Annotated in this window: 2 protein-coding genes and 1 pseudogene; all 3 read right to left on the bottom strand. The window is 70.9% G+C overall.

The window, feature by feature from the left end:
* Positions 1-328, bottom strand: a pseudogene (locus HCC78_RS35130) (transposase); the annotation flags it as partial.
* A gap of 1,037 nt (positions 329-1,365) precedes the next feature.
* The gene (locus HCC78_RS32220; RefSeq protein WP_216671417.1) at positions 1,366-1,842 is read right to left on the bottom strand and encodes a hypothetical protein; all 477 of its coding nucleotides are present in this window, start codon (positions 1,840-1,842) and stop codon (positions 1,366-1,368) included.
* 8 nt (positions 1,843-1,850) lie between these two features.
* Positions 1,851-2,100 (bottom strand): hypothetical protein (locus HCC78_RS33415; RefSeq protein WP_216671416.1); only part of this gene is annotated, 250 nt, incomplete at its 5' end.

Genomic DNA, 2,100 nt, shown 5'->3' with positions numbered 1-2,100 from the left:
TTCCACCACCAGCTGGCCGATCTTGGCGTGCGTTCGCCTGCTCCGCTCGGACCGGTGGCGCGGGCAGGCTCACTCTCGATCTCGCCCTCTTTCCCGGCGGCCTTCGCATCGGCCTTGCCAGAAATCACCCCGGTCATCCCCTCGATCGCCTGGGTTCGGGTCACGCCCTCGGACCGGTGGCGGGCGTACCCTCGCTCCAGGTGTTGACCACCGTCCGATGCACGCCATGCTTCGCCACCAGCTCGGCGACCGTCATCTCGCCCCTGATCGCCTCCAAGGCCACCTTCGCCTTGAACTCCGCGCTGTAGTTCTTCCGCTTGCCAGCCAAGCTGTCAGTCCTCGTACTCGTTGGCGGCAAGCTTGGCAGGGTGTCCGGATTTCGGGGACCACCTCAGTCGCGCGCGGGTCCTGCCGGGGCGATCCGGCTGCAGCAGGCCGGGGCTGCCGAGCTGTCCGACCTCCGCCGCCCGAAGGAAGAGTCGGAGGTCATGCGGACGGCATCGGCGCAGGCCAGGTCCCTCGGAGCTGCCCATCGCGGCGCCACCGGTCCGAACCCGATGGGCGGCGGCGCGACCTGACCGGCGCCGCGCAGCGGGCGGCGAGGCCGTGAAGGACAAGCTCGCCTCCATCCCCGCCCACGTCGCCGACCACCCCATCCGCGTGCGGCCTGCCCGCCCGGACGGATCGCGCTCGGGGGCGCGCTGTGCCGGGTTCCTCCGTGCGCCGGGGCCGGTTCCAGCCGTGGCGCGCCAGGCCACGCGGGACGGCCTTCTTCCCGGGATGCGGGCCATCTTCGAGACCAGCGATCGGCGTTATGGAGCGCCGCGCAGCCGCCATCGCGGCGCCGCCGCCCATCGGGCTCGGACCGATGGCGCCGCGGTCAAGGCATCCGGGCGGCCAGGAAGGCGGCGGCCAAGCTGACGAAGGAGCGGGCCTTTGTCCGCTGTCGCCAGCGGCGCCCGGACCGGTGGCGCAGCCGCTGGCAGCTCCAGGGGCACCGGCGGGCGATATCCGTCCGCCGCACCGGGGCTGCCGCGTTCCGCGGACGACGGACAGCCGGCACGATCTCGGGTTCAAGCTGGTCCGCGCCAGCGGGCCGGATGATCCGGGGGACCGTTCGAAGGCGCAGAACGCGCCGATGGAGAGCCTCTTCGGCTCCTTGGTGGCCGAGCTTGTCCGCCGAACCAGGTTCCGGTCGCGCCGCGAGGACAGAGCGGCGCTGTCCGGGTGCATCGCGATCTTCGGCAGCCGCCGGCGCCGCCACCCGAGCACTGGCCGCCGGAGGCCCTAGCAGGCAGGGATCGGCATGGCCGCCGCAATGGCGGAATGGTGAATATCGGCCCAGGTCGAAATCCGGGGGCAAGGTCACTGCTCCGCGGGGCCGACGATTGTAACCGCCGTCCGCAATCTCCCCAAAAAGCGCCGTTCAAAATTTCCCCAGTCGCGAGCGGTGGCGGCAATTTTGCAGACCTCATGGATCCGGAAATTGGCAGCGCCGCGGATCACTGGCCTGGTGCCCGCAATGACAAGGCAGGGCGTGCAGCTGAAGGGACTGAGGGAGATCGTCTTGATCCATGACTTGAAGAAGTTCGAAAGTCCACGCCACCGGTTCGAGTGGCCTGAGAACGCCCCGGCATCAGCGGCGTCGCGCGGCAGGTCGGTTGCGACCGGAAGACCGTGCGGCGCCATCTCGTGCAGGGCCCGGCGGCACCGGTCCATGGCCCGCGGGCGCCGCGCGAGCGGGCAATCGAACCCTATTAGACCGACCTGCGCGATCGCGTGCCGGCCTTTCCCGGTCTCAGCGGCGCCCGGCTGCGGCGGGATATCCGCACCATGGGCCATGAAGGCGTCTACACCGCCGTCACCGATTTCCTGCGCGCCGTCCAGCCTTCGGTGCCGAAGCCGTTCGAGCGGCGCTTCGAGAATGAGAGCGCGGTCTGCGTCCCGCCGCTTGAGTGCGCCCCCGCGGGTGGGCATTGCCGGGCGGCGGTTTTGACCATGGCGCGGGCGGGGCGGCCTGCGAACTTGGCAGGGCTGAGATGGACCGGTGCCGGATGCAGGCGGCGGTTGTCGCAGGCCTCGATGACCCGGGGCAGGCCG

Origin of the sequence: Mangrovicoccus sp. HB161399, assembly GCF_013184745.1 — a bacterium.
In the GTDB taxonomy this organism is placed as follows: Bacteria; Pseudomonadota; Alphaproteobacteria; order Rhodobacterales; family Rhodobacteraceae; genus Mangrovicoccus.
Note: the sequence above shows the minus strand (reverse complement) of the source record. Positions and strands in the feature narration are given on the sequence as shown.